The sequence below is a fragment of the Actinospineispora spinosispora DSM 44797 genome, from assembly GCF_000429025.1.
GTDB lineage: Bacteria > Actinomycetota > Actinomycetes > Mycobacteriales > Pseudonocardiaceae > Pseudonocardia > Pseudonocardia spinosispora.
In genome coordinates this window covers 311,570-333,768 of record NZ_KE386837.1, presented here as the reverse complement: position 1 = coordinate 333,768, position 22,199 = coordinate 311,570, and the positions used below count along the sequence as shown (strand labels likewise).

At 69.7% G+C, this 22,199-nt stretch carries 22 protein-coding genes; 12 read left to right on the top strand and 10 right to left on the bottom strand.

Annotated elements, in window-relative coordinates; translation table 11 throughout:
• Positions 1-78 precede the first annotated feature (78 nt).
• Positions 79-774: a TetR/AcrR family transcriptional regulator gene (locus tag G406_RS52890; protein ID WP_037081033.1), complete on the bottom strand. Its 696-nt coding sequence runs from the start codon at positions 772-774 to the stop codon at positions 79-81.
• A 126-nt stretch (positions 775-900) separates the two neighbouring features.
• On the opposite strand from G406_RS52890, the gene G406_RS52885 reads away from it, so the two are divergent.
• Positions 901-2,367: an NAD(P)/FAD-dependent oxidoreductase gene (locus G406_RS52885; RefSeq protein ID WP_169736880.1), complete on the top strand. Its 1,467-nt coding sequence runs from the start codon at positions 901-903 to the stop codon at positions 2,365-2,367.
• On the top strand, positions 2,364-3,404 hold the full coding sequence (locus tag G406_RS0140445; RefSeq protein WP_051343336.1) for a carbon-nitrogen hydrolase family protein: 1,041 nt from the start codon (positions 2,364-2,366) through the stop codon (positions 3,402-3,404). The genes G406_RS52885 and G406_RS0140445 overlap by 4 nt, the downstream gene beginning before the upstream one ends.
• A 42-nt stretch (positions 3,405-3,446) precedes the next feature.
• Here the strand turns inward: G406_RS0140445 and G406_RS0140440 are convergent, their stop codons facing one another.
• The gene (locus tag G406_RS0140440; RefSeq protein ID WP_028938286.1) at positions 3,447-3,896 is read right to left on the bottom strand and encodes a nitroreductase/quinone reductase family protein; all 450 of its coding nucleotides are present in this window, start codon (positions 3,894-3,896) and stop codon (positions 3,447-3,449) included.
• A gap of 128 nt (positions 3,897-4,024) precedes the next feature.
• Between G406_RS0140440 and G406_RS0140435 the strand changes: the two genes are divergently transcribed.
• Both G406_RS0140435 and G406_RS0140430 read left to right on the top strand, forming a co-directional pair.
• Positions 4,025-4,714 carry a TetR/AcrR family transcriptional regulator gene (locus G406_RS0140435; RefSeq protein ID WP_028938285.1) on the top strand — a complete coding sequence of 230 codons (690 nt, stop codon included), beginning with the start codon at positions 4,025-4,027 and terminating at the stop codon, positions 4,712-4,714.
• Between the two features lie 25 nt (positions 4,715-4,739).
• Positions 4,740-5,048 carry a hypothetical protein gene (locus G406_RS0140430; protein WP_028938284.1) on the top strand — a complete coding sequence of 103 codons (309 nt, stop codon included), beginning with the start codon at positions 4,740-4,742 and terminating at the stop codon, positions 5,046-5,048.
• A gap of 46 nt (positions 5,049-5,094) precedes the next feature.
• On the opposite strand, the gene G406_RS0140425 is transcribed toward G406_RS0140430, so the two are convergent.
• Together G406_RS0140425 and G406_RS52880 are read right to left on the bottom strand one after the other, a co-directional pair.
• Positions 5,095-6,264 (bottom strand): 4-hydroxybenzoate 3-monooxygenase, encoded by a 1,170-nt coding sequence (locus G406_RS0140425; protein WP_028938283.1) that lies wholly within the window; start codon positions 6,262-6,264, stop codon positions 5,095-5,097.
• Between the two features lie 187 nt (positions 6,265-6,451).
• Complete coding sequence (locus G406_RS52880; RefSeq protein ID WP_037081029.1) at positions 6,452-7,234, bottom strand: MerR family transcriptional regulator; 783 nt, start codon at positions 7,232-7,234, stop codon at positions 6,452-6,454.
• A gap of 88 nt (positions 7,235-7,322) precedes the next feature.
• On the opposite strand from G406_RS52880, the gene G406_RS0140415 reads away from it, so the two are divergent.
• The 4 genes from G406_RS0140415 to G406_RS52875 are packed head-to-tail and all read left to right on the top strand — an operon-like array spanning position 7,323 to position 11,459.
• Entirely contained in the window at positions 7,323-8,240 is a 918-nt protein-coding gene (locus tag G406_RS0140415; RefSeq protein WP_037081027.1) for an SDR family NAD(P)-dependent oxidoreductase, read from the top strand.
• The gene (locus tag G406_RS0140410; protein WP_028938281.1) at positions 8,237-9,148 is read left to right on the top strand and encodes an AurF N-oxygenase family protein; all 912 of its coding nucleotides are present in this window, start codon (positions 8,237-8,239) and stop codon (positions 9,146-9,148) included. Before G406_RS0140415 ends, G406_RS0140410 begins: the two co-directional genes overlap by 4 nt.
• Positions 9,148-10,620: a flavin-containing monooxygenase gene (locus G406_RS0140405; RefSeq protein ID WP_028938280.1), complete on the top strand. Its 1,473-nt coding sequence runs from the start codon at positions 9,148-9,150 to the stop codon at positions 10,618-10,620. The genes G406_RS0140410 and G406_RS0140405 overlap by 1 nt, the downstream gene beginning before the upstream one ends.
• The gene (locus G406_RS52875) at positions 10,617-11,459 is read left to right on the top strand and encodes an alpha/beta fold hydrolase (protein ID WP_051343335.1); all 843 of its coding nucleotides are present in this window, start codon (positions 10,617-10,619) and stop codon (positions 11,457-11,459) included. The genes G406_RS0140405 and G406_RS52875 overlap by 4 nt, the downstream gene beginning before the upstream one ends.
• A gap of 62 nt (positions 11,460-11,521) precedes the next feature.
• On the opposite strand, the gene G406_RS52870 is transcribed toward G406_RS52875, so the two are convergent.
• The 5 genes from G406_RS52870 to G406_RS0140375 form a co-directional block, all read right to left on the bottom strand.
• Positions 11,522-13,483: an ATP-dependent Clp protease ATP-binding subunit gene (locus G406_RS52870; protein ID WP_051343334.1), complete on the bottom strand. Its 1,962-nt coding sequence runs from the start codon at positions 13,481-13,483 to the stop codon at positions 11,522-11,524.
• A 52-nt stretch (positions 13,484-13,535) separates the two neighbouring features.
• Positions 13,536-13,865, bottom strand: coding sequence for a GNAT family N-acetyltransferase (locus tag G406_RS0140390; RefSeq protein WP_245607396.1), 330 nt, complete (start codon positions 13,863-13,865; stop codon positions 13,536-13,538).
• Between the two features lie 35 nt (positions 13,866-13,900).
• Complete coding sequence (locus G406_RS0140385; protein ID WP_245607395.1) at positions 13,901-14,782, bottom strand: pirin family protein; 882 nt, start codon at positions 14,780-14,782, stop codon at positions 13,901-13,903.
• Positions 14,783-14,945: 163 nt separating this feature from the next.
• The gene (locus tag G406_RS52865) at positions 14,946-15,845 is read right to left on the bottom strand and encodes a type IV toxin-antitoxin system AbiEi family antitoxin domain-containing protein (protein ID WP_037081025.1); all 900 of its coding nucleotides are present in this window, start codon (positions 15,843-15,845) and stop codon (positions 14,946-14,948) included.
• 185 nt (positions 15,846-16,030) lie between these two features.
• Entirely contained in the window at positions 16,031-16,744 is a 714-nt protein-coding gene (locus tag G406_RS0140375; protein ID WP_051343333.1) for a 2OG-Fe(II) oxygenase, read from the bottom strand.
• 111 nt (positions 16,745-16,855) lie between these two features.
• Here G406_RS0140375 and G406_RS0140370 point away from each other — a divergent pair, with 111 nt between their 5' ends.
• The 4 genes from G406_RS0140370 to G406_RS0140355 all read left to right on the top strand — a co-directional run bounded on the left by G406_RS0140370 (position 16,856) and on the right by G406_RS0140355 (position 19,861).
• Positions 16,856-17,185 carry a DMT family transporter gene (locus G406_RS0140370; RefSeq protein WP_037081022.1) on the top strand — a complete coding sequence of 110 codons (330 nt, stop codon included), beginning with the start codon at positions 16,856-16,858 and terminating at the stop codon, positions 17,183-17,185.
• Positions 17,186-17,194: 9 nt separating this feature from the next.
• Positions 17,195-17,755 (top strand): TetR/AcrR family transcriptional regulator, encoded by a 561-nt coding sequence (locus tag G406_RS0140365; protein WP_028938275.1) that lies wholly within the window; start codon positions 17,195-17,197, stop codon positions 17,753-17,755.
• Positions 17,756-17,833: 78 nt separating this feature from the next.
• On the top strand, positions 17,834-19,369 hold the full coding sequence (locus tag G406_RS0140360; protein WP_037081020.1) for a purple acid phosphatase family protein: 1,536 nt from the start codon (positions 17,834-17,836) through the stop codon (positions 19,367-19,369).
• Between the two features lie 231 nt (positions 19,370-19,600).
• Entirely contained in the window at positions 19,601-19,861 is a 261-nt protein-coding gene (locus G406_RS0140355; protein WP_028938273.1) for a hypothetical protein, read from the top strand.
• Positions 19,862-20,011: 150 nt separating this feature from the next.
• Here the strand turns inward: G406_RS0140355 and G406_RS56385 are convergent, their stop codons facing one another.
• The gene (locus G406_RS56385) at positions 20,012-21,985 is read right to left on the bottom strand and encodes a 2Fe-2S iron-sulfur cluster-binding protein (RefSeq protein WP_051343332.1); all 1,974 of its coding nucleotides are present in this window, start codon (positions 21,983-21,985) and stop codon (positions 20,012-20,014) included.
• Between the last annotated feature and the right edge of the window lie 214 nt (positions 21,986-22,199).

The window sequence follows — 22,199 nt, the reverse complement described above, 5'->3', positions numbered from 1 at the left end:
TGATCACCACCGTCTGACGGCTGTTTCCGGACGGAAAATCAGCCCTCACGCGGTGGTGATCATGAAAACGGGGGGGGTTCAGAGATCCACGAGACGGCCCCGGGAGTAGCCGTCGGGAGTTCGGAACCTGGGGGCCGTCAGGCCTTCGTTGGCCAGGCGGCGGCCCAGGCGCAGGCAGGTCGCTATCTCCTCGTCCGTCAGGGCCATCCTGTCGTTGCGCAGGCTGAACGAGACCACTCCGTTCCACGCGCCCCACAGGAAGCGGCACACCTCCCTCGGGGTGTACGCCGGGTCGGCCTCGCCCGCCGCGATCGCCGCCTCGATGTAGGCCTGGAAGATGCCCAGGATGTCGTCGAGGCGCTCGCCGACGCGTGTCCGCAGCTGCTCGTCGACCTGGGGCAGCTCCGTTCCGAAGCCGTCGAAGGCCAGGAAGCGGAACGAGCCGGGGTGCTCAAGGTGGAACCGCAGGTACAGCTCGCCGCACGCCATGACCTTCTCGATCGGCGAGTAGTCCGGCCGGTCCGCCCGTTTCAGATAGTCGGCGAACTGGTCCAGGGCGCGTTCGGCCAGCGCCAGGTAGAGGCCCGCCTTGTTGCCGAAGTGCACGTAGATCGTGCCGACCGAGACATCGGCGGTCTCCGCGAGCTCTTCCATCCGAGCCGCCTGGTAGCCGGAACCGAAGATCTCCTCCGCGACGTCCAGGATGCGCTCCCTGGTGCGCGCGCGGCGCCTGGTGACGCGGGGGCTGTGTGCCGGTTCGCTCTCGGATTCCACCTGGCCCACCTTCTCAACCTGCCTAGATCGCCCAAATTATAGGTCGGTTCAAAAATGAACCCTCTTGCATTTTAGCGCTCGGCAGTGCACTCTGGGTGCCACATATCACACCCGGGGGTGTTGACCTTGCCGCAGCGTTGCGACGTAGTGATCATCGGAGCTCGCCTTGCCGGGGCGTGCGCAGCCGCTCACCTGGCGAAAGCCGGCCTGAAGGTGATCGTGCTGGACCGGTCACGGTTCCCGTCCGACCAGATGTCGACCCACCTGCTCTTCCCGGACGGCGTCAACGAGCTGCGCATGATGGGTGCGCTGGACGGAATCCACGCCAGCAACCCCACGCGATCCCCGTGGCTGCAGCTGAGCACCAACGGCGAGGCCGAGCTGCTGGAACGATGGCGCCAGTCCGGCCCGATCGACTACTGCATGTGCGTGCCGCGCACCATCCAGGACATCGAGCTGGTCACCTCGGCCCGGGCGGCGGGCGCCGACGTGCGGGAACGCCACCGGCTGGTCGGCGTGCTGTGGCGCGGCGGTCGGGCGGTCGGCGTCCGGTACGCCGACGCGGACGGCAACCAGGACGACATCGAGGCCAAGCTGGTCATCGGCGCGGACGGCCGCCGCTCGTCGGTCGCCTCCGAGGTCGGCGCGTTCCGGCCGTACCGGGCGTCGCGCAACGGTCGCGGCCTCGTGTTCCGCTACGCCGACGACCCGATGTACGGCACGCGTGAGGGCAAGACGATCTACCAGTGGCGCGACGGCGACTCGATCGGCTTCATGTTCCCCTCCGCGCCGGGCCCCAAGATGCTGATGCTGTTCATGGGCGCCGCCGAGGAGGCAACCGAGGCGATGAACGACCAGGAGGGGTACTGGCAGCGCAAGCTGGCCGAGCACCCCCAGATGGCCGAGCGGGTCGCCGGCTGCACCGACCTGACCAAGCTGCGCGCGACCGGCGACACCTCGGCGTACTTCCGCGCGTCCAGCGGTCCGGGATGGGCGCTTGCCGGGGACGCGGGCCACTTCAAGGACCCGGTCATCGGACAGGGCCAGCGGGACGCGCTGTGGTCCGGCAGGCGGCTCGCCGAGGTCGCGGGCCCGGTCCTGGACGATCCGGGTGAGCTCGACCTGGCGCTGCGCCGCTGGGAGCGGGAACGCGACATGGAGTGTGTCCACGCCTACCACTTCGGGAACATCGAGACCGAGATCAAGCCGGTGTCCCCGGTGCTGGTGGAGATCGTGCGGCGGTCCGGTCGCTCACGTGGCGACGGCCCGGACATCGGTGACGTGTTCGGCAGGGGTCGCACCCTGCCGCAGGTGCTGACCATTCCCCGACTGATCGGCGGGTTGTCCGACGCGCTGCGCCGGGGCACCGGCGGTGAGCCGGTCGGCGCGACCGTCCGAGGCGCGATCGCCGACCTGAAGGTGCACCTCGGGGTGCGCCAGGAGCTGCTCGGACGCCGGTTCCGGTACAGCGGGGTGGTCGTCGGGTCCGAGCACCCCGACCCGAAGCCGCCCGCGCCCACCCGCCCGGTCGCCCGGATCTCGACCGATCTGATCGTTCACGACAACCCCACGGAGACAGTGATCAGCGCATGAGCACCACAGTGAAGATCGCAACGGTTCAGCCTGCCCTGCGCCTGGGCGCGGTCGAGGAGAACCTCGTCAGACTGGAGGAGCTGATCCGGGACGCGGTGCGCGAGCACTCCCCCGAGATCGTCACGGTGCCCGAGGCGGCGTCCTCACCGAACGTCTACTCGCGCGCGATGCGCACCGTGGCGCGGCCGGTCGACGGTGCCCCGATGCAGCTGTACCAGCGGCTCGCCCGTGAGCTGGACGTCGTGGTCGGCGGCGGGTTCCTCGCCAAGCGGGGCGGGGACGTGTACGGCACGTACGTCCTGGCCGAGCCGGACGGGCGCGCGCACCTGCACGACAAGGACATCCCGACGATGTGGGAGAACAACTACTACACCGGCGGCGACGATCCCGGCCGCACGACGCTCGCCGCGCTCGGCGGCGCCTCCGTGGGCACGGCGTGCGGGTGGGAATGGGCTCGGATGGGCACCGCGCGACGGCTGCGCGGCCGGGTGCAGCTGCTACTCGGCGGCATGTGCTGGCCGTCCTACCCGACGAACTGGCCGGGGATCGCCGGTAAGTGGGCTGCCCGCGAGCACTCCCTTCAGCTGCAGCACGCCCGCGAGCTGCCCCGGCAGATGGCGCGGCTGATCGGGGCGCCGATCGTCATGCCGTCCCACGTCGGTCCGATCGACTTCGACACCCCGCTCGCGCCCGGCGTGCCGTGGCGCACCTACATGGTCGGTGAGACGCAGATCGTGGAGCGCGACGGCACCGTGCTGGCGCGGCTCACCGCCGAGGACGGCGAGGCGCATGTGTCGGCGACCGTCACGCTGGACACGCCGGAGCCGGTGGACCCGCTCGGTCCGATGTACTGGATCCCGCCGATGAGCGTGTCCACCCGCGCGGCCTGGGCGGCGATGAACAACCATGGTGCGCTGAAGTACAAGGCGATGCGCCTGCTGCGCAAGCACCCCTGGCAGTCCTGGCCGGGCGGCAACCTGCCCGACGAGATCCCCGCGGCACCCGCAGCCGAACAACGGCCCGCAACCACGCCGTAGAACCTCGTGAGTGTTGAGTGTGGCTATAGCCATGCTCAACACTCACGAGCTGGCGATGCGGAAGACCGGGTAGCCGGGGGCGATGTCCAGCAGCTCCGCGTCGGACGCGTCCGGGCCCACGCCGTCGAAGAAGACGCCGACCTCGAACTTCCAGCGCTCGAGGTACGCGCGCAGCACGGCGGGTTTGGCGGCGTCCGGCAGCTCGATCGCCTCGAACCGTTCGACCCTGCGCCCGACGAGCAGCTCGCCGCCGCCCGCGACCCGCATGTTGCGCACCCACTGGGCGTGCCCTCTCGGCGCGACCAGGTAACGCTCGCCGTCGTGGGTGAGCAGGTTGACCGGCGTGCTGCGCCATTCACCGCTGCTGCGACCTCGGACCCGCAGGATGCGCGAGCCCCAGACGCTGATGCCGGCACGGGTGAGACCCGCGACGACACGGTTGAAGATCGAGGTGGCGGTGCCGGGTGCGAGGTAGCGGGTCTGAGTGTTCATCGTGATCCTCCTGGTTTTCGAGAGCAGTGCTCTCGCTTGAGATCAGTGAACATCTCTAGGCCGCACTTCGTCAAGAGCACTGCTCTTGAATTTGATTGCCGCTCTCGTTGTGCGGCATACTCGGCCCCATGAACGCCGGACGGACCGCCAGGGAACGCGCCAGGGCAGAGCTCACCCGCGAGATCACCGATGCGGCCCGGCGCCAGCTCGCCTCGGTGGGCGCCGAAGCACTGTCGCTCCGCGCGGTGGCCCGCGAGCTGGACATGGCGTCCTCGGCGCTGTACCGGTACTTCCCCAGCAAGGACGACCTGCTCACGGCACTGATCATCGAGGCGTACGACTCGGTCGGTGAGGCCGCCGAACGTGCCGCGACCAGCGGCGATCCGACCCGGCACTGGGACGAGGTGTGCGCGGCGGTACGGGACTGGGCCAGGTCACACGTGCACGAGTACGCGCTGATCTACGGCTCGCCGGTGTCCGGCTACCGTGCGCCGCGCAGCACCGTCGCTCCCGCCGCCCGGGTGCCGCTCGTGCTGATCGGGATCCTCCGGGCCGCCTGGTCGGACGGTCGGCTGACGACGCCGCAGACGACGCAGCCGACACCGGGACTGGACACCCAGATCCGGGATCTCGCCGCCCAGGTCGCCCCTGAGCTACCGGGCCCGGTGCTGACCCGGGTGATCGTGGCCTGGACGCAGCTGTTCGGCATGATCAGCTTCGAGCTGTTCGGCCAGCTGGTCGGGAGCGTCGACCCGAGCGACGAGTTCTTCGCCCACACGACCACCGAGATGGCCGCCTTCGTCGGGCTGCCCCGGTGAGGCGCGCCGGGAGCGCCACGCGCGCGTGACCGGCACGACCACGGCGATCACCAGCGCGATCACCACGCCGAGGATCACGTCCGGGGCCAGTAGCCCCGCCGCGACCAGCACCTGGCGCCAGTCACCGAGTTCCACGACGAGCCCCACGACCATGGCGGCCATCGGCACGACCACCGCGACGCAGCTGGCGATCGTCAACGTCCGTTTCGACACGCCGATCCGCTGGAGCCCGAGCACCAGGCCGATGGCCACGCAGAGGCCGACAAGTCCGCCCAGCACCAGCAGATCGCCCACCGTCACCGGACGATTGCAGCACACCGACTCGGTGTGCTGAAACCCCCGACTCGCGGTGCTGACGTTCCCGACTCGCGGGGGCGGGGTTAGAAGTCCAGGCCCACGTAGTTCTCGGCCAGGCTCGTTGCCGCCGCCGTCGACGTGGCCACGTAGCGGAGCTGGGACAGTTGCAGCTGGTCGGCGAACGGGTCCTCGTTCGGCGCCCGGTGCAGCATCGTGGTCATGAAGTAGGAGAAGTGCTCGGCCCGCCAGACCCTGCGCAGGCACCGGTCGGAGTAGGTGTCGGCCTGCTCGGTGCCCTGACCTCGGAGCAGCGCGGTGAGCGCGGGGGCCAGCCGGTGTACGTCGGCGACGGCCAGGTTCATGCCCTTCGCGCCGGTGGGCGGCACGATGTGCGCGGCGTCGCCCGCCAGGAACAGCCGGCCGTGGCGCATCGGTTCGGCGACGAAGCTGCGCATCGGCGTGATGCTCTTCTCCAGCAGCGTGCCCTCGCGCAGGGTGAAGTCGCCGTCCACCTCCAGCCGCGTGGCGAGCTCGTCCCAGATGCGGGCGTCGGACCAGTTGGTGAGCTGGTCGTCCGGTGAAACCTGCAGGTACAGCCGGGTGACCTCGGGCGAACGCATGCTGTGCAGCGCGAACCCGTTGGTGTGCCTGGCGTAGATCAGCTCCTCGTGTGAGGGCGGGGTCTCGGCCAGCACGCCGAGCCAGGCGAACGGGTAGGTGTGGTCGTAGAACCGCGGCGCTGGGATCGCGGGTCGACTGATGCCGTGGAAGCCGTCGCAGCCCGCGATCGCGTCGCAGCGAAGGTCGTGCGCTGCCCCGGTCGCGTCGGTCCAGGTCACCCGGGGCGTGTCGGTGTCGAGGTCGTGCAGCGCGACGTCGGTCACCTCGAACTCGATCGTCTCGCCGCCGGCCAGCCGGGCCGCGATGAGGTCCTTGACGATCTCCTGCTGGCCGTAGACGGTGATCTGTTTCCCGGTGAGCTCGGTCAGGTCGATCCGGTGATCGGCCCGGTCGAAACGCAGCGAGATCCCGTGGTGCGGCAGTCCTTCACGGTCGAGGCGGTCGGCGAGGCCCAGCTCGCGCAGAAGTTCGACGGTGGGGTGCTCGCACACACCCGCGCGGACCCGCTGCTCGACGTACGACCGGGAGCGCGCCTCCAGCAGCACGGTGTCGATCCCCCGCGCCCGCAGGAGGTGCCCCAGCAACAGCCCTGCCGGACCGGCGCCCACGATGGCGACCTGTGTGCGTTCCATGCCCGCCATCCTGACCGGGCGTGCGCTCATCCAACCAGGCGTTCTTCCGCCTAACGGAAGACCTCAGCTGGTGACCGCGTCCCAGGGCGACTTTGCACACCTACGTGCTGCGTCGCATACGTCCGGACGTGTGCGACGCAGCACCACGGTGTGCAAAGTCGCCGGCCCAGCCCCATCGGTCACAGGCTCAGAGGAAGTCTGGGCGCTGGATGGGCTCCGCCGACGTGTTCTGTTTGATCACCCTTGCCAGGTGTTCGCCCATCACGTCCGCCACGTGGTGTTCCAGCGCGTGCGCCAGCAGGCCCTGGATCGAGGACATCGCCAGCTGGCGGAGGCGGTCCAGCAACGCCGTCACCTCGCCTACCTCACCGTCGGCGGGCAACCAGGCCTCGCCGTGCTCCTCCACCACCCTGGCGGCGCCGGCCTCGACCATCTGCCTGGCTATGTCGTTGATCGCGGGCACGATGCGTTCGTGCAGGGCGATCACATCGACCAGCTTGAAGCCCCTGCCGACCAGCTCCAGGACCGTGCTGATCAGTGACGGGCTCGGCACCAGGCACTGGTCGCCCTCCGGCTTGATCACCCCGAGAGCCGCGACGCGGTTGAACATCGCGTCGGTGTCGGCGGGGTCGGCGGAGGTCGCAAGGAAGGCCCGTACCTGTTCGGTCGGCAGGTAGGTGGGGATCTCGTCGGTCCACGGACTGTTGAGCACCTGCTCCAGGCCGAGCACGTCCCGCAGGTCGCGGCCCTGTTCCCAGCTCGCGATCAGCTCCGAGATCTGGGTGGACGTGTAGCCGCGGTCGTGCAGTGACGTGATGAGCCGCAGCCTCGCCAGGTGGGTCTCGGTGTAGATGCCGACCCGGCCCTGTTTGCGGGGCGGCGGCAGCAGGCCGCGCTCCTGGTAGGCGCGCACGTTTCGACTGGTCGTGCCGGCTACCCGGGCGAGCTCGTCGATGCGGTACTCGGTCATGGCCCGCCCAGAGTAGTGCTAGTACTTAGCCATTGACCAATGTTACATTCGTGATGGCTCGTTACGACTCACACTGGAGTGATCGACTATGGCCAGGTTCGAACCACGGCTCGTGGTGGTGACCGGTGCCGGATCGGGCATCGGCCGCGCGACCGCCGAACATTTCGCCCGCTCGGGCTCGACGGTGATCTGCGCGGACATCGACCCGTCCGCCGCGAGCGAGACGGTGCTGCGGATCACCGAGCGAGGTGGTCAGGCCGATGCGCACACGCTCGACGTCGCGGATCCCGCCGCCTGGGACCAGTTCGCCGAGTCGGTGCGCACCACCCACGGCGTCGCCGACGTGGTGGTCAACAACGCCGGCATCGGGATGGGCGGACCGTTCCTCGAGCACACCGCCGAGGACTGGCGCCGGGTCGTCGACGTCAACCTGCTCGGTGTCGTCCACGGGTGCCGGGTGTTCGGCGCGCAGCTCGCGCAGCGACACCGTGACCAGCCGGATCAGCGCGGGTACCTGGTCAACATCGCGAGCGCGGCCGCGTTCACCCCCAGCCGGTTGCTGCCCGCGTACGCCGCGACCAAGGCGGCCGTGCTGATGCTGTCCGAGTCGATCCGGGCCGAGATGGCCGACCACGGCGTCGGGGTCACCGCGATCTGCCCGGGGTTCATCGCCACCAACATCTACGCGGCCAGCACGCTCGTCGGCGGGTCGGGAGCGGTCGGCGGGATCGCGCAGGACTTCTTCAGCCGCTTCGCCCCGGGGCCGGACCTGGTCGCGCGGCACATCGCGTTCGCCATCCGCTACGGCGTGCCGGTCATGCCGGTGACGCTCGGCGCATGGGTCTCCTACGGCACCTACCACTTCGCCACCCCGCTGTCGCGGCTCGCCGCCAAGCTCGGCAACGACTCCGGTCTCAACCGGCTCGCCGATCTCGGCAACCGCCTGCTCGGCACCCCCACCCGTCCCTCGACCACCAGCCCGCGCCACGAATCGAGGACGTCATGACCAGCGCAGTCAAGCGTGTTCGTACGGTCGGGGATCGAGAGGCCACGGCGGTCAAGCTGCTGGACGCCTCGCTGAAGCACAGTTTCGACCCGCAGGTCGACGTGGCGTGGAACGAGCCGTGGCAGGAGGACACGTTCTTCCTTCCCGAGGAGCTGTCCACGCTGTACGGCACGGACCTGTGGCAACGGATGAGCCGCGCGCACCGCATCGAGCTGAGCCGCTGCGAGCTGGCCAACAACCTCGCGTTCGGCATCTGGGTCGAGACGCTGTTCGTGCAGATGCTGGCAAGGCACGCGCTGAGCTGGGACCCGGCGTCCAACCACCTGCGCTACGCGCTGACCGAGATCGGCGACGAGACCCGGCACTCGACCATGTTCTCCCGGACGGTGGAGAAGCTGCAGCGTGGCCCGTACCGGTTCAACGTGGCCGACCGGTTCGCCACCGACCTGCTGCGGGCGTTCTCCACCGAGCCGCTCGCGTTCGTCGCGGTGCTGTTCGTCGAGGAGATGTTCGACGCGCTGCAGCGGATCGGGATGCGGGACGAGACGATCCAGCCGCTGTGCCGTCAGACGTTCCGCATCCACGTCGTGGAGGAGGCGCGGCACATGCGCTTCGCCCGCGACGAGCTGTTCCGCGTCATCCCGACGCTGTCGCGGGCCTACCGGGAGGCGCTCGCCGCGGCCGTCGCGTACGGGATCGGCCTGGTCGTGCGCTCGACCAAGACACCGGAGATGTACGCGGAGGCCGGGCTGGACGTGGCCGAGGCGGTGCGCGCGGCGCGTTCCAACCCGCACGCGCACGAGGTCATCCAGCGCAGCGTCGACCACTTCATCCCGGTGTACCGCGAGCTCGGGCTGATCACTCCAGCGTCCCGGCTGATCTGGCGGGCGCAGGGGTTGACGGTCTGATGGGCGCGCGGGACGTACGGGTCGCGGTGATCGGCGCCGGGCCGTCCGGCATCGCCACCGCGATCGCGCTGCGCCGCTCGGGCATCACCGACTACGTCGTGCTGGAGAAGGGCGACGACGTCGGCGGCACCTGGCGGGAGAACACCTACCCCGGTTGCGGCTGTGACGTGCCGTCGCACTGGTACTCCTACTCGTTCGACCCGAACCCGTTCTGGAGCCGGTTCTACAGCCGCCAGCCGGAGATCCAGCGGTACTTCCGGGCCAGCGCGCGCCGCCACGACGTGTACGACGACATCCGGTTCGGTGTGGCCGTCACCGCGGCCCGCTGGGACCCGGCGGCGCAGCGCTGGCGGCTGAAGACCAGCGACGGCGAGTACACCGCGCAGGTCCTCGCGGCCGCGCCGGGACCGCTGCACGAACCGGTGGTCCCCTCGCTGCCCGGGACGTTCGAAGGCACGGCGTTCCATTCGGCGCGCTGGGACCACGGCCACGACCTCACCGGCAAGCGCGTCGCGGTGATCGGGACCGGCGCGTCGGCGATCCAGTTCATCCCGGAGATCGCGCCGAAGGTCGCGTCGCTGCACGTCTTCCAGCGCACGCCGTCCTGGGTGCTGTCGAAACTCGACTTCTCGATCCCGTGGACGGCGCAGTACCTCATGCGGACCGTCCCGATCACCGGGCGGGCGGTGCGCCTGGGCATCTACGCGGTGCACGAGGCGATCGGGGTCGCGTTCCGGCACGAGGCGTTGATGCGCCGCGTCCAGACCGCGGCGCGGCTGCAGCTGTTCCGTCAGGTGCGCGACGCGCGGCTGCGCGCGAAGCTCAGCCCGTCGTTCACCCTTGGCTGCAAGCGGATCATGGTGTCGAACACCTACTATCCGGCGCTGACCAGGTCGAACGTGCAGGTACATCCGGCTGCGGCGCGACTGACCGCGAACTCCGTCATCGGTGCGGACGGGGTGGCGGCCGCGGTCGACACGATCATCTACGGGACCGGTTTCGAGATCACCGACCCACCGGTGGCCCGGTACGTGTTCGACGGTGACGGCAACAGCCTCGCCTCACGCTGGTCGACCGACCCGCCCCAGGCCTACCTGGGGACGGCGATCGCCGGGTTCCCGAACCTGTTCGTGTTCCTCGGGCCGAACCTCGCGCCCGGGCACGCCTCGGTGCTCGGCACGATCGAGAACCAGGCGCAGTACGTGGCGGACGCGGTGTCGGCGATGGCCCGCTCCGGCTGGGCGTCGCTGCAGGTCCGCCCCGAGGTCCATCGGCGGTACAACGAGGCGGTCGCCAAGGCACTCGGGCCGACCGTGTACAACGCGGGTGGCTGCTCCAGCTACTACCGCGACGCCGAGGGACACAACGTGGCGAACTGGCCGTGGTCGGTCGCCAGGCTGTACCGCGACCTGCGGTTCCGCGCGGGTGACTATCAGGTGACGAACGCCGACCGGGATCTGGTGAACGCATGATCAGGATCAACTTCGACCGACGCGGATCGGGCAGCCCGCTGGTGCTGCTGCACGGCATCGGGCACCGCTGGCAGGCCTGGCGCCCGCTGCTCGACCAGCTCGCCGAGCACCACGACGTCATCTCCGTCGACATGCCCGGTTTCGGGCTGTCCCCCGCGCTGCCCGCCGGCTACCAGCACGATGTGCAGGGCAGCATGCGGATGCTCGCCGACGTGTTCGACACGCTCGGCGTCGAACGGCCGCACATCGCGGGCAACTCGCTCGGCGGGCTGCTGTCGATCGAGGCGGCGTCCCATGGTCTGGTGCGTTCGACGACCGCGCTGTCCCCGGCGGGTTTCTGGGACAGCCGGGACCGGACGCGCGCGCTGCTGACGCTGCGGATGATCCGGTCCGGTGCGCTGGCTCCCGGCGCGATCCGGTCGCTGTTGGTCGACAACGGCCGGTTGCGGGCGGGCACGCTGGGCGTGTTATACGCGCACCCGGACCGGATCGACCGCATCTCCGCGATCGGTGACATGACGGCGCTGCGCGAGTCGGTGTCGTTCACCCCGACGATCCGGGCCGGTCGTGGCTACGCCTGGGCGGGCACGCCGCCGACGGTGCCGGTGACGATCGCCTGGGGTGACAAGGACCGGGTCCTGCCGCCGCGCCAGGCGCAGCGCGCGGCCCGGCTGCTGCCCGCCGCGCATCACGTGACGCTGCCGGACTGCGGTCACGTCCCGATGAGCGATAACCCGGAGCTGTGCGCCCGCACGATCCTGGACACCTGCGCCTGGGCCGAACGCGAAGCCGCCGCCACCCACGCAGAACCCCGAGAGGCGGCCGACAACACCTCGTGAGAGGTGACCAGGCACGACACTTCCCCGTGAGTGGCGAGTGGTCCTATCGGACCACTCGCCACTCACGGGTTTTGAGCAGGCACGACGGTGAGTTCGAGGCGGTCACCGGCGGCTGCCACCGAGACGTGGACCTCGTGGCCTTCGGCCAGCTCACCCCCGAGCAGCAGCCGGGACAGGTGACGTTCCAGCTCGCGGCCGATCGTCCGACGCAACGGGCGCGCACCGTACTCGGGCTGGTAGCCGCGCATCGCCAGCCAGTCCACCGCCGCCACGTCCAGCCGCAGCCCGACCTGCCTGGCCGCGAGCCGCTGCCTGGTCTCGGTCAGCAGCAGCTCGGTGATGGCCCGTAGCTCGACCCGGCCGAGGCCCAGGAACAGCACGATCTCGTCGATGCGGTTCAGGAACTCCGGCCGGAAGTGCCGTCGCACATCGGCCATCAGCGGTTCCCTGACCTCCTCGACCGCGCGGCCCGCCGCCGTCGCGGCGAGCAGCGCCTGCGCCCCGATGTTGCTGGTCATGATGATCACTGTGTTGGTGAAGTCGACCGTGCGACCGCGCGCGTCGGTCAGCCGGCCCGCGTCCAGGACCTGCAGCAGGATGCCGAGCACGTCGGGATGTGCCTTCTCGATCTCGTCGAGCAGCACGACGGTGTAGGGCGTGCGGCGAACCGCGTCGGTGAGCTGGCCGGCCTCGTCGTGCCCGATGTAGCCGGGCGGGGCGCCGACCAGCCGGGACACCGTGTGCCGGTCGCCGAACTCCGTCATGTCCAGGCGCACGAGGCGGTCCTGCTCGCCGTACAGGACGCCGGCGAGTGCGGTGGCCAGCTCGGTCTTGCCGACCCCGGTCGGCCCGAGGAACAGGAACGACCCGACCGGTCGATCCGGGTGCGTCATGCCGGCGCGTCCTGCCCGGACGGCGTCGGCGACCACATCGATCGCGTCGCGCTGGCCCACGACCCGCTCGGCGAGCAGGTCCTCCAGGTGCAGCAGCCGGTGCCGGTCGAGCTCGGTGAGGCGGGAGACCGGGATGCCGGTGATGCTGGCGACGACGTCCGCGACGTCGTCGGCGGTGACGTCGGTGCCGGAGGTCGCGGCGACCGTGGCCACCCCGTCCGTGCCGACCGCGACCCGGTGCGGCTCGGCGAGCGAGGACGGCTCGGTCCGCAGCCGGACCCGGGCGCTGGCCCGGTCCATCAGGTCGATCGCCTTGTCCGGCAGGAACCGGTCGGTGAGGTAGCGGTCGGACAGCCGCGCCGCCGCCTCGGCGGCGGCCTCGGTGATCCGGACCGCGTGGTGCTGCTCGTAGCGTTCGCGCAGGCCCAGCAGGATCGTCACGGTGTCCGCGACGGACGGCTCGGCGACCAGGATCGGCTGGAAGCGACGTTCCAGCGCGGCGTCCCGTTCCAGGTGCTTGCGGTACTCCTCGACGGTCGTCGCGCCGATCAGCTGCAGCCCGCCCCTGGCCAGCGCAGGTTTCAGCATGCTGCCGGCGTCCATCGGGGCGCCCTCGGCACCACCCGCGCCGATGATCGTGTGCAGTTCGTCGAGGAACAACAGTACGTTTCGGTCCGCGGCGAGCACCTCGTCGATGACCGCGCCGAACCGCTCCTCGAAATCACCCCGGTACCGGGTGCCGGCGACCAGCCCGGCCAGGTCGAGCACCACGAGACGCCGACCGCGCAGCGCCTGCGGCACGGTGTCGGCGGCGATCCGCGACGCGACACCTTCCACGATGGCGGTCTTGCCGACCCCGGGGTCACCGATCAGCACCGGGTTGTTCTTCGTGCGCCGCGACAGCACCTCGAGCAGCTCGGCGACCTCGGCGTCCCGCCCGATGACCGGGTCCAGCTTGCCGGCGCGCGCCTCGGCGGTCAGGTCCCGACCGAAACGATCCAGCGCGGGGGTGCGCCGGTCACGTCCTTCGGGCGCCACAACGCCACCCAACGACTGCTCCAACCCGTTGACCAGGCCCTTGACCAGGTCTTCGAGCGGATTGAACCCCGAACCAAACGGCCCTTCCGGCATCGGCGGGCCTCCTCATCCACTGCGACCCCCTCCACCATAGGGCCGCGTGGGCTCACTCGGAGGTTGAGAGCTGACCCCGGTGCACTTCGTCGACCAGATCGAGATAGTCCTGGTGCCGGCGGATGAACGCCGCAACGTACGGGCACAGCGGGGTGACGGTGAGCTGGCGTCTGCGGGAGGTGTCGAGCGCGCCCCGGATCAGTTTGCCGGCCAGCCCCTGGCCCTGGTACTCCTCGGAGACCTCGGTGTGCGTGAACACGATCCGACCCGGTCGCGAGTGGTACTCGGAGAAGCCGACGAGCTTTCCGTCCACAGTGATCTCGAAGCGGGACTGGTCCGGCACGTCACGCACCAGTACCTGCGCTCCCTGTTCGGGTTCCACGCACGCATGATGGCCCGTCCAGCGCGTTTGCGCAGTCAGCGAGCGCGACCTCGGGGAACGAGTGGGGTGGAAGGCATTTCCGGTGCGGCGAGCGGATCGCCACCGGCGACCGGGCCGAACCGGTGTCCCGCCATCCAGTCCTCTCGCGCGGCGGCGACCTCGGCGCCGGAACGGGCGACGAAGTTCCACCACATCACGATCTTCTCGTCGAACGGCTCGCCGCCGAGCAACAACAACCGACTCCGCGTGTGCGCGCTGATCTCGATCTCCCGGCGACCGGTGCCCAGGTACATCAGCTCGCCCTGACCCAGCTCGGCGCCGTCGACGGTGGCCGCGCCGATCGGGGCGAGCAGCGCGTACTCGAAGTCCGGTTCGAGCGGCAGGGTCGCGCGGGCGTCGGCGTCCAGCGCGAGCTCGGCGCCGACCAGCGGCGAGTGGATCGTGCCGGGCGACCGCGCGCCGGCCAGTGCACCGAGCAGCACAGTGGCACGCAGGCCCGGCTGGGTCAGCACCGGAAGGTCGGCGTGCAGCGCGAACGCCGGTTCGATGTCGCGGGCGCCGTCCGGCAGCGCGACCCACAGCTGGGCGCCGTGCAATGCGGCCGGGTGCACCGGCGGGGAGTACTCGGAGTGCGCGATCGCCCGGCCCGCCGTCATCAGCCCCAGCTGACCAGGGCGGATGGTCGCGTCGCTGCCGAGGCTGTCCCGATGGTGGACGGCACCGTCGAGCAGCCAGCTGACCGTCTGCAGCCCGATGTGTGGATGCGGCGCGACCTGCATGCCCGGCCGCGAGGCGATGTCCTCGGGCCCGTAGTGGTCGACGAAGCACCAGGCCCCGACGAGCCGTCGCCCGAGCGTGGGAAGCAGCCGCCGCACGGTGGTCGACGCCCCGAGCAGCACCTCTTTCCCCCGAAGCACTTCAACAACAGGAACCCCAGGAACCCCCGCAGTCCCCCCGCACTCGATCACCTGAGGAGCCCGCTCACCATTGCTCACCCCCGCATTCTCCCCCACTTTGCACACCGCCGTGCTGCGTCGCACATGTCCGGACGTGTGCGACGCAGCACGACGGTGTGCAAAGTCAGGAGAGGGCCTGGCGCAGTCGGTGGGCGATCGGCGCGAACGAGCTCAGGTCCTGCCACGTCCAGCGGACGACGGCCAGGCCTTCGGCGCGGAGCTCGTCCTCACGCCGCTTCTCCTCGAACACCACGTCACCTCCGGTCTGACCGGGCTTCAACAGCCGCCGCCCGTACTTGACCCTGCCATCGAACTCACCGACCACCCGGTGCTGCGGCCAGGCGAGATCCGTACGACCGATGAGCCGCCCGGATGGTGCTCGCACCTCCCACTGGAGCACCGGCGCCGGTAGCCCGGCCATCGCGATGGCGACTCGGCTCCGTGACTCGCCGACACTCTCACTCGCCGGGTTCATGAATGCCACCGCCCGACCGGCGCGAGCGACTCCTGGGCGTCGGCGCGCCCTTGCCAGCATGTCGGCGAGCTCATCCGGACCGATCAGCCGAAGTGCGGCATCACCTATCACGACCGCTGACTCGAACACGAGAGCACGAGCGATGTCGACGACCGTCCGAGGCAGGGACGTCACCGGAAACCCATCGATCAGACAGACCTCGTCCGTGCCCAGCGGTGCCGCATGGACGTGCGCGCGCGTACCTCGCCGCGCGCCCGATCGCCGGTTGCGAGTAACAGCGACACGGTCCAGCGGGACACCCCAGGTGGGCAGCCCGTGGAGCACCGCGGCCGAGCCATGGCTCAGAACCGCGTCAGCCGCCAGCTCGGGGAAGGTCGCGCCGATCAGCAGGCGATGCCGGTCAGCCTCATCATCTGGTTGCGCGCCGGCCAGATAGCGACCTCGACGCACCAAGCTGAGCTGACCGGAGCTCCGCAACTGGCGCAGCTCGGCGGCGGTGAATCCCGACGAGAGCAGGTCCTGACGGCGGTAGAGCGCGACATCGTCCATTCACTCAACCTTGCGCGGCCCGCCCCGATCGGAAACCCACTCGCGCTCACCTGTGGACAACTCCGGGCACTGTGCATAACCGCGTCAAGACTTTGCACACCGTGGTGTCGCGTCGCACATGTCCGGACGTGTGCGACGCGACACGAAGGTGTGCAGAGTCGCTCGGGGTGTGAGTGGGGTCACTGCTAGCGGGCGTTGTGGAAGATGATGCCCAGGACGTGGCGGTTGCCTGTGTGGACTGCGCTCACCCCGTGGCGTAGGGCCACTCGGCGGTAGCCTCGGGCGCCCCTTACCGGGCGGTGGTTCACCGGGAAGATGACCGCTTGGCCCAGACCTGGGCGCAGGACCATGGGGCGGGACTGCTGTCTCGGGCGCTGTTCCACGAAGACGCTCTCGCCGCCGGTGAAGTCCTCGTCGGGGGTGTTCAGCATGATCAGGAACTGCAGCGGGAACGCCAGCTCGCCGTACAGGTCCTGGTGCAGGCAGTTGTAGCCGCCGGGGCCGTAGCGCAGCACCAGCGGCGTCGGCCGGTGCTGGTCGAGCGCCGCGCAGCGTTCGTGCAGTTCGGCCAGGTCCGTCGGGTAGCCGTCCTCGCCGAGCTGCGCTGCCCAGCGGTTCGCGATCTGTGCCAGCGGCGGGTACAGACGAGTGCGCAATGCCTGGACAAGCGGCGGCAGCGGGTCGGCGAAGTACCGGTAGCTGCCCTCGCCGAACGAATGCCTGGCCATCACGATCGTCGAGCGGTACAGCTCGTCACGGTCGAACCAGGAGATCACCTCGGCGCACTGCGCAGGCGTCAGCAACGGCCGGGTGAGCGCCACGCCATCGGCGTCCAGGTCGGCGGCGATCTCCGACCAGTCGAGCAGTTCCGGCGGCGGCAGGCTGGTTGCGGTGCTCATACCGGGAAGAACACCACGGGGGCCGCCGAGGTTGCACTCCTCACCCGAGGAATACAAGTGGACGCCGTGTCCGTTACAACCGGACACGACGTCCACTTGAAGGGATTCGACATGAGCACCGGCTGGCTCTGGCTACTGGCGGCGGGAGTGGTGGAGATCGCGTGGGCGCAGAGCATTCCGCCGACCCAGGGGTTCACCCGCCCCTGGCCGAGCGCGATCTGCCTCGCGCTGTGCGTCGCGGTGATCTACCTGCTGGCGATGGCCTCGAAGACCGTCCCGCTCAGCACCGCGTACGTGGTGTTCACCGGCATGGGCGCGATCGGCGCCGTCGCGCTCGGACTGGCACTGCACCACGACCGCCTGACCCCGGGACGACTGCTCGCGGTGGGACTGATCGTCGGCGGCGTCGTCCTCGCGCACGCCACGACCGAGCACGCCTAACCTCTGTCGATGATGGTCACCGAACGGGCGGACGCGGCACGCAACCGCGCGCGTGTTCTCGCTGCCGCCGCCGAGCTGCTGCGCGAACGTGAACCGCGTTCGGTGACCATGGACGACGTGGCGAAAGCCGCCGGCGTCGGCCGCGCCACGCTGTACCGGCGCTACCCGGACGTCCGTTCGATCGCCGAAGCGTTGCTCGACGAACACGAACGCGCGCTGCAGGAGAAGCTGCTGCGCGGCGCCCCACCGCTCGGGCCGGGCGCCCCGCCCGCCGAGCGCCTCGCCGCGTTCTACGCCGCGATGGTCGACTACCTGGAACGACACCTGTACCTGGTGCTCGGTGTCGACGCCGGCGCCGCGCAACAGAGCGTGGGCAGCTACGGGTTCTGGCGCGCGCACGTCCGGTCACTGATCGCCGAGGCGACCGACGATCCCGACGCGCTGACCGACGCACTGCTGGCGCCGATAGCCGGCGAGGTATACCGGTACCAGCGCGAACACCTCGGCCTCACGCCGGAACGGATCGTCGCCGGCCTGGCCCTGCTCGCCCACCGCGTCCTCAACCCGTGAGTGATCTGGGCTGTCCTGGCAGCCCAAATCACTCACGGGTTTGAGTGTTGTTCATATGCACCGGAGAGCATCCGGGCCATGGACTTTCCACGGATCAACCGCCGCGCGGTCCTCGGCACCGCGATGGGCGGCGCCGTCGCGCTCGGCGTCCCCACCCTCGCGGCATGCGCACCCTCGGTCAGCTGGCAACGGCCGGGCAGGGACGGGGTGCCGCCGGTCGGCGGACTGCACCTGCAGTTCGGCGCCGACGCGGGCACCGAGCTGGTGGTCTCCTGGCACACCACGACGTCGGTGAGCCGCCCCAGGGTCATGCTCGGCAAGCCCGACGACGGTTTCGGACAGACCGTCGCCGCCGAGACCCGCACCTACCGCGACGCCGCGTCCGGGACCGAGGTCCAGGTGCACCACGCGCGGCTGACCGGCCTCACCCCGGACACCGACTACATCTACGCGGCCGTGCACGACGGCACCACACCGGAGCTGGGCACCGCGCGCACCGCACCGAAGGGCCGCGCCGCGTTCACCTTCACCAGCTTCGGCGACCAGGCGACCCCGACGATCGGCACGCTCGAAGGCGAGACATACGTCAACGACAACCTCGGCTCTCCCGCCGCCGGGGACGTGACCGCCGGTGTCGAACGCATCGCGCCGCTGTTCCACCTGGTCAACGGCGACCTGTGTTACGCGAACCTGAGCAAGGACCGCATCCGCACCTGGTCGGACTGGTTCGCCAACAACAGCCGCTCGGCGCGCCACCGCCCGTGGATGCCCGCCGCGGGCAACCACGAGAACGAGCTGGGCAACGGGCCGATCGGCTACCAGGCGTTCCAGACGTACTTCGCCGTTCCGGACGCAGGCGCGGAGCCGACGCTGCGCGGCCTCTGGTATGCGTTCACCGCGGGCGCGGTCCGGGTGATCAGCCTGAACAACGACGACGTCGCGATCCAGGACGGCGGCAACTCCTACGTGCGCGGCTACTCCGGCGGCGCCCAGCGGCGCTGGCTGGAGAACGAGCTGCGCACCAGCAGGGCCGATCCGGACATCGACTGGATCGTCGTGTGCATGCACCAGGTGGTGATCTCCACCGCCGACCAGTTCAACGGCGCCGACCTGGGGATCCGCGAGCAGTGGGTGCCACTGTTCGACCAGTACGGCGTGGACCTGGTGGTCTGCGGCCACGAGCACCACTACGAGCGGTCGCACCCGATCCGGGGTCAGCAGCCGACCGACACCCGCACGCCGATCCCGACCCAGACCACCACCGACGTGCTCGACACCGGCAAGGGCACCGTCCACATGATCATCGGGGGCGGGGGCACGAGCTCGCCGTCGAACAAGCTGCTGTTCACCCCCGCCAAGGCCCGCGTACTGACCGCCGTCGGCGACCCGGACCCGGCGACCGGCAAGCGCAAGCCGACCTATGTCATGGAGGACGCCCCGTGGTCGGCCGTGCGCGACCCCGAGCACGCCTACGGTTTCGCCGCGTTCGAAGTGGACCCGAGCGGCACCGGACCGACCACCGCCATCCACGTCACCTATTACGCCGTGAGCGGTGCCTACGGCAACTTGAATCCGGTCGATCGCTTCACCCTCACCCGTCCTCGTCACAGCTGAGCGGCGGGTGAGCGTAAAAGCGTGAATAGGCAGCACAAATGTCACGAATTGCAGCATCTACCGGCCAGTAGCACCTTAAAGAATGACGGATACCCCATTCGCTTATCACACTAGTAGGTGATTCATCAGCGCTGTGTCGACCGGACATGGACAGCGAGCAAGCCGCGGGCCAGGGTAAACCTGGGTTAAGACGACAGGTGTCTTGGCCGGGGTTAATCGGGAGGATACATAATGCGCAAGTTCGGACAGCGCGTCGCCGTCGTGGCCGCGACCGCGGCTCTCGGCACCGCCGCCTTCAGTGGTATCGCCATGGCGGGCACGCACGGCGGTGCGCACAACGACTCGGACGGCGGCAACAGCCGGGCCACCACCACGGTGGAGTGCAACATCTTCGTCGGCGGCTCGAACGGCTCCAGCACGAAGGTCGGCGCTGACCAGTGTGAGGACATCGGCAGCCACAGCAGCGGCGGCGACGGCGTCGACAACCACTAGTTAATCCCTCAGCCGGCGCTCGGCTGAAAAAAGGTGCAGCCCCCCGGATGTGTCGGGGGGCTGCACCTTCATGATACGACCAGATCGGTCGTCCGTGGGGTGACGCAAGGTGTGTTTTGTGGATCTTTCGACACATTCTTTGCGCGACGGTTAAAGATCCAGTGTCAGCTTCTCGCCGAGTGCCCGGGAGACGCACAGCAACATCTGCCCGGAATCGCGTTCCGCCTCGGTGAGGAACCGGTCCCGATGGTCCGGCACACCGTCGACGACGGTCACCTTGCAGCGACCACAGATTCCCTGCCCGCAACCACCGGCGATCTGCGGAGCGACCCGCGATACCGCCTCCAGCAGCGTCTCGGTCGGCGCGGCCTCGACCGACGTCCCCGACCGGCGCAGCTCCACCGTCAGCGGCGGCGCGTCGGCCTGCGCCGGATCGAGTTGAGGCAGGCTCGGCGCGAACCGCTCGGTGTGCAACGTCAGGTCCGGCCGGGTCTCGACGAGCTTCTGCACGTCCTCGACCATCGAGTTCGGCCCGCAGCAGTACACGGCCGTGCCCGGCGCCTGGCCGGCGATCAGGGCCGGCAGATCGGGCCGCCCGACCTCGTCCTGCGCGACGATGTCCACCCGCTGGTAGCCGCCCATCGCCATGGCCTGCCGGATGAACGCCATCTTCGGCCGTGACCTGCCCGCGTAGATCAGCCGCCAGGACGCGCCCTGCCGGTCGATCGCCCTGGCCATCGGCAACAGCGCGGTGATACCGATCCCGCCGGCGAGCAGCAGGTAGGACGGGGCCGGTTCCAGCCGGAAAGCGTTGCGCGGCGGGCCGACCGGCAGCTGCGTGCCGATCCGGATCTTCTCGTGCAGCTCGCCGGAACCGCCCCGACCGGTGTCCTGACGCAACACGGCGATGCGGTAGCAGTACCGGTCGCTCGGGTCGCCGTACAGCGAGTAGCAGCGGATTCCGCCGGAGGGCAGCGCGACGTCGATGTGCGCGCCCGGTTCCCACTCGGGGATCTGGCCGCCGCACGGCGAGGTCAGGCACAGCGACATGATCCCGTCGGCCTCCCAGGTGATCTGGGAGATGAGCAGCGACAGCGTGCAGGTCTCGACCACGGGAGGTGCGACCGGCACGAGAGTCTTGGCCGTCGGCACCGCGAACATCATCGTGATGTCCCCGCCGCCGCTCTTCGGCGCCGGAGCGGGCGGTTTGCTGCGCAGCGCGACGGTACCGGCCGGCTGCAGCCCGGCCCGCCTGCGGAACTGCAGTAGACAACCGAGCAGGATCGTCGCGGCGATCGCCATCGGGATCAGGTCGGGCTCGTTCCAGCACTCGGCGAGGACGGTGTGCGCCAGCGCGAACGCGAACAGCGGGAACGCGAGCAGGTGCACGCGCCGCCACCAGCGCCACGAGAGCTTGCGCCGCAGCGCGGAGGTGATGACGACCGCAAGCATCAGGTAAACGGCGGCGACACCGCAGGCCTGCGCGACGCGTCCGGCCTCGCGGGTGAACGGCACGACGAGCTGCACCCAGCCGATGGCCAGCTCCTTGGTGGCGAACACCGAGACGAGGTGGACGGCGGTGAACACGACGCCGAGGACGCCGACGTAACCGTGCGCCTTCGACATCTGCGACCGGCTGAACCGCTTCGCCACCGAGGCCGGCAGCGCGACGCCGCCGACGGCGGAGACGGCCAGCATGCCGAGCGCGATCAGGCCGGAGATCTGCGCGATCCCCCGCCACAGCGACGGGTCGCCGACGATGATCCGCACGCCCCGCACCACGAGCGCGGCGACGAGTGCGAGCGTCAGCAGCCCGACCAGCCAGCGACCGATCGCCTTGAGCGGCAGGTCGGGCAGGCGGCGGCCGCGCTCGGCGGTGACGAGCCGGGAGTTGACCTTGTTGAGCCGGTTGTAGCGGGCCAGCTTCGGGACCTGGAACTCGGCACGGGACCACGAACGGGCGCGGGTCTGCTTGAGGAACTGCTCCGGGACCGGGCTGCCCGAGTAGGGCGAACTCAGTTCGACCGTGAGTAGATCGGCGAAACGCACGTCACCGGAGGACAGCTCCGGCACGGTGACCGGCTCGTGCGGGCCGGTAGCCGACCACGACACACGCTGACTCATCCCCCACCCCCTCGATGGCGGTACGTCGACCCATCAGCCGACGCCGACTTGCCGAGCCTCTGCGGCTCGAGCACCAACCAGCTCCTCAATCCACCTGTGCGGGACCTGTGAGCCGGTCCCGCTGCCTCTGGTGAGTCGATAGTGACACCCGGATCGTTACATGAAGATCCGGTTGCTTACTCAATCGTTCTAGCGTTCGCGATCACCATGAAGA